Origin of the sequence: Coleofasciculus sp., from assembly GCF_046539235.1 — a bacterium.
GTDB lineage: Bacteria > Cyanobacteriota > Cyanobacteriia > Cyanobacteriales > Coleofasciculaceae > Coleofasciculus.
In genome coordinates this window covers 1-4,912 of the sequence record NZ_JBKHHI010000459.1, presented here as the reverse complement: position 1 = coordinate 4,912, position 4,912 = coordinate 1, and the positions used below count along the sequence as shown (strand labels likewise).

At 44.7% G+C, this 4,912-nt stretch carries 6 protein-coding genes; 2 read left to right on the top strand and 4 right to left on the bottom strand.

The annotated features are described in order from the left end of the window. From ACLFWI_RS26680 to ACLFWI_RS26665, 4 genes are all read right to left on the bottom strand, one after another. On the bottom strand, window positions 1–971 hold a 971-nt coding region (locus ACLFWI_RS26680), incomplete at its 3' end, for an alpha/beta hydrolase (RefSeq protein ID WP_446415435.1). Between the two features lie 11 nt (window positions 972–982). Then, window positions 983–1,132 (bottom strand): hypothetical protein, encoded by a 150-nt coding sequence (locus ACLFWI_RS26675; RefSeq protein WP_446387471.1) that lies wholly within the window; start codon window positions 1,130–1,132, stop codon window positions 983–985. A 49-nt stretch (window positions 1,133–1,181) separates the two neighbouring features. Then, a complete protein-coding gene (locus ACLFWI_RS26670; protein ID WP_446415434.1) occupies window positions 1,182–1,532 on the bottom strand; it encodes a hypothetical protein in 351 nt (116 codons plus the stop codon). A gap of 590 nt (window positions 1,533–2,122) precedes the next feature. After that, window positions 2,123–2,347: a hypothetical protein gene (locus ACLFWI_RS26665; protein ID WP_446383674.1), complete on the bottom strand. Its 225-nt coding sequence runs from the start codon at window positions 2,345–2,347 to the stop codon at window positions 2,123–2,125. A gap of 54 nt (window positions 2,348–2,401) precedes the next feature. On the opposite strand from ACLFWI_RS26665, the gene ACLFWI_RS26660 reads away from it, so the two are divergent. Then, complete coding sequence (locus tag ACLFWI_RS26660; protein WP_446410540.1) at window positions 2,402–2,557, top strand: hypothetical protein; 156 nt, start codon at window positions 2,402–2,404, stop codon at window positions 2,555–2,557. A gap of 192 nt (window positions 2,558–2,749) precedes the next feature. Next, entirely contained in the window at window positions 2,750–4,852 is a 2,103-nt protein-coding gene (locus ACLFWI_RS26655) for an S-layer homology domain-containing protein (protein ID WP_446415433.1), read from the top strand. Window positions 4,853–4,912 lie beyond the last annotated feature (60 nt).

Genomic DNA, 4,912 nt, shown 5'->3' with positions numbered 1-4,912 from the left:
CTACAAGGAGAGGGAAGCGGAATATATTTTTTTATTTGGAGAGGCTTTGAATTCTGCCAACGCAGAACTAGCCAAACACCTCCTACAATACTGCCGCTAACTGTACCAATTCCGCCAACAATAAACCAGGGAACAATTAAAGGCTTGTCTTGAAGCGGCAGATCAAAAGCCTGTTGTGTCCAACGGATGACTTGACGGATTAATTTTGGATCGTAGGGTGCAGTAAAGTGATCCGTTGTATCAGAGATAACTAACTGACGTGCGGTTCCATTATTAAAATTATTACAAATACCATCTGGACAAACCGTTTGCCACATTTGGCGCAACTCTGACGGCGGATTCAGTTGTTCGTATAAGCCAACACCCAGAAAGAGATTGTGGGGAATTGTGGGGGTGGCAAAACCACTGATACTCAGAACAACCGTGGCTTGTAATTGAGATTCAAGTTGGGCTAATTTTAATGCTGTGGTTCCGCCCATAGAATGACCCGCAATTCCAATCCGTTTAGCGTCAAACTGTGCGGGATGCGATACATCCTCAGACGCAAGCCTGTCCTCGGACAGGCTTCGCGAAAGCGATCGCACAAAGTCTAAGACGGCTTTAGCATCAGCAACGGTACTGGCTTCTAGACTGTTAATCGATTTATTTTGCATCCCCAAAGAATAGGATTCTCCATAGCCACCAAAGTCAAAAGCAATGGCTGCAATTCCATGTCTGGCTAATTCTATCGCTAAAGGCGTCATGCTTTCTTTACTGGCATTCACCCCATGACATAAAATCATCACAGGTTGGGGTTTCGGTGTGGTTTTGGGCGTATAAATGCGAGTGATTAAATTCTGTTTGGCGTTGATCGGAATCGCGACAGATTGAACTTCAATATCAAAGGTTAGCTGAAACTTTGTCCATAGCAGAAGTCCCAGACATATACAGAATAGACTCACGCCTAAACGCCGGAAGTAACGCTGATTCATCCCCTTCCATCTCAACGACTGACTAACAAACTATCTTCCTGACGCGACGCACGCGATCGCACTCGTTGTCCGCTGTTTATATCGGCTGACTGAACCAGGAGTTCAAACCCGAATACCAGCAAGATCAGCAGTAAACCAATATAATAATGATGTTCATTCATTGTCCTTCATCCCGACTACCGTCTGATTCATGTAAGCAAGGGATAATCGTCAGTTGACATCCTGGATATCAATGTCTGGGGAATGCCAGTTTAATCCTGTGGTAGAATTGGCGTCACCTAGAGATGGACTCACCCGGAGAAATCTGGGTAACGCGATCGCGCCACTTATCCCTAATACCGCCAAGAGAATCACCACACCTGCAATCCAGAAGACTCGCGGCGACGGTTTCGGTGTCGCGGGGATAAATTCAAAGAAAGGAATCGATTCGAGATTAGTCAGTGAGATATCGTGCAAACTTCCATCCAGTTGCTTTTCATCTAGAGCGTATGTACTATTGAATACCTTGAGACGCGATAAGCGGGTTGGGGATTCATCAGTGTATTTTTGATAATGCATCATTATTCTCCTTCTCTCAGATGAACCGTTTCGCGATCGCGTTGCGGGAATCAATAGCCGAATACATCCTGTCTATGTTTTTGTTGTAATCGGAGAATAGAGAGAGTAGTGGCTTTGTGTAGGGACATTCACAGATGTGCATTAGGATCTAGAGGATAATCGATTTGACTCAACATCCTCATTCAAACGGGTAGTTATCGGAGTTTATGACTGAAAACTTTGAGAACTCATCGGCTTCTCATCGAGATGCAGATATAGCGCTACGCGCCAGGGAATAGGCAATAGGCAATAGGCAATAGGTAATAGGTAATAGGTAATAGGTAATAGGTAATAGGTAATAGGTAATAGGTAAGGTAGAGTTTTGAGTTACAGCTCTTTGCGCTGTAATAAAGTACAGTAGATCAAAGTCCCCCTTCAGATCCCCCTCCCGTCCCCCTTCAAAAGGGGGAAGCCAAAGGATGCTTCGCTTTTTTGGCACGGGGATTTAGGGGGATCGACAATGTACCGCATAGCAGAGCAAACTGCTGTAACTTCCCCAGCTTCCCCAACTCCCCCAGCTTTTCCTATCTACTATGTTTGAGCGCAACTCGGTATTACTTACTTTCAGAGGGTACGGATTGAATCGGCGTCTCTGAACTCACGAGATTTTGAAATGTAGCGATAATTAAAGGTAAACCAATAGCCAGCGCCAGAATCAGCGCAATCCACTTTAACCAAATCGTCTTCGGGCGTCCTTTCGCCGGATAGCCACAAATCATGCAAATTTCATCATTCGTGCTAGTTAGGGAACCACACACCTTACAGGGTTCTAAAGCCATTGTTTTCCGGGAGGTCAAGCTATATTCATTCTAGCGCCGTGATCGTAGTAAGGGATGCGAGCCGATCAAATCATCGCCAAGAATCCTTTAACCGCGATCGCACATCCCTCTATATCCTTATCCCAAACCAGCACAGCCGATTGTAAATCAGCCACGACTAACAAACCGTCCCATCAGCAAGCTGACTCCGGTTTGGCAGAAACCACTTAACCCGCACGTCTCTCAAATTAAGTTGAGAAGGTGATTTGAAGGTTAAAAGTATGTCATTTTCAGGAACCGTGAGTAGCTATATTTCATCCTAATGAAGGATGATTTTGGCTACAAGTTGAGCTTACGCTGGGAAACATTCACCATTATCTCAAGTCAATACTCCAATTATTGTTTCGATAGATAGATTACATTATGGCTCAAACTCTTTACGTTAATCCTGCTACCGGAGACGATAGCGCAGCGGGTGATCAATCTGCTCCCTTTAAAACCTTGTCCAAAGCCCTGCAACAAGCCCAAGCTGATACAACCATCCAACTGGCGGCGGGAACCTATAATGCGACGAGTGGCGAGATTTTCCCACTACAAGTCCCATCTGGGGTTAAACTGGTAGGCAATGAACAGAATAAAGGCGATGGTATTGTAATTGAAGGGAATGGCGAGTATATTAGCCCCACGCTGGCTCAACAAAATATAACCCTTTTACTGGAAAATACAACAGAAGTGCGCGGTGTCACGGTGACGAATAAAGCCACACGCGGCACAGGGATTTGGATAGAATCGACTGATCCGACTATAGCTAATTGTACTTTCACTGAATGCGATCGCGAAGGGGTTTTAGCTACCGGAACCGCTAAACCTAACGTTGTTGATAATGACTTTATTGATAACGGTGGGAATGGCATCTCCTTTACCAAAAAGGCTCAAGGAGAAATTAAAGATAATACCTGTAAAGGAGCAGGTTACGGTATTAGTATTGATGGCGAGGCGACGCCGCGAGTTGTAGATAATCTTATTTCTGAAAACCGCTTTGGAATTGGGGTTTCTGAAAATTCTCAGCCCGTCTTGCGAAATAACACTATTGAAGATAATGAAGAAGACGGTATTGCTGTGACAGGTAATGCTGAACCCGATTTAGGTAAAAGTCAAGATGATCCGGGTAATAATATTTTTCGCAACAACGGCAAGTTTGCGATTCTCAACTCTAGTGATAATACCCTGGTGTCTTGGGGAAATCAGTTGACGAGTAATCAAGTGAGTGGATCAGTTCAAATTGAAGGCAGTATCAGCGATGGGGGCGATGATGATGATGGAGATGATGATGATGGAGGTCAACCACCGGATAGCTTCTCGGATATTCAAAACCACTGGGCAAAACCCTTTATTCAAGGATTACTTGACAAAGAATTAATTAGTGGCTTTTCAGATGGTACATTTAAGCCCGATGACAAAATGACCCGCGCTCAATATGCGGCGTTATTAGTGAAAGCCTTTAATCCCTCGGCTAAACGGGATGGGATAAATTTCACCGATGTTGCTGATGATTTCTGGGCAAAGAATGTGATTCAACAGGCTTATCGCGGCGAATTTCTATCGGGTTTTCCTGACAATAGCTTTAAACCCAATGATAATGTGCAACGGGCGCAAGTGATTGTGTCTTTAGTGAATGGATTGGGGTTATCAGCAAGCGATGAGACGGTGTTGAGTACCTATAGCGATCGCGACGCTATTCCGGATTATGCCAAAGATGAAGTCAACACGGCAACGAAGAAAGAAATTGTGGTGAGTTATCCGGATACAAAACAACTTGACCCCACCAAAGATGCTACCCGGGCTGAGGTGGCGGCGATGGTGTATCAGGCGCTGGTTGATGCCAATCAGGTGAGTGAAGTTAACTCAGACTATATTGTTAGCGCTACTCCCGATGATAACCAACCCAAAACATTCCCCGATATCCAAAAACACTGGGCAAAACCGTTTATTGAAGGATTACTCGACAAAGGCTTAATTAGCGGGTTTGGTGATGGTACATTTAAACCCAATGAAAAAATGACCCGCGCCCAATATGCGGCGTTATTGGTTAAAGCCTTTGACCCTGAACCGAAACGGGAAGCCAAGAACTTCCTGGATGTTAGTGATAAGTCTTGGGCAAAGGATGTGATTCAAAAAGCCTATCGCGGCGGATTTCTGTCTGGTTATCCCGGTGATATGTTCCGCCAGGGAGATAATGTTGAACGGGTTCAGGTTTTGGTGTCTTTGGTGAATGGATTAGAATTATCAGAATCCGATGATAATGCCTTAGATTTTTACGAGGATAGCGATGATATTCCTGACTATGGTAAGGAGGAAGTCGCTACAGCCACGAAAAAACAAATTGTGGTGAATCATCCTGATGTCAAAAAACTCGATCCAACCAAAGCGGCTACTCGTGGGGAGGTGGCGGCTATGGTTTATCAGGCATTAGTGGATGCTAATCAAGTGAGTGCGATTGATTCGGATTACATTGTGTCCGCTTAAAGGGGGAACGTATTAACCCATCATTTATGTAGAGACGTTGCATGCAACGTCTCTACAATG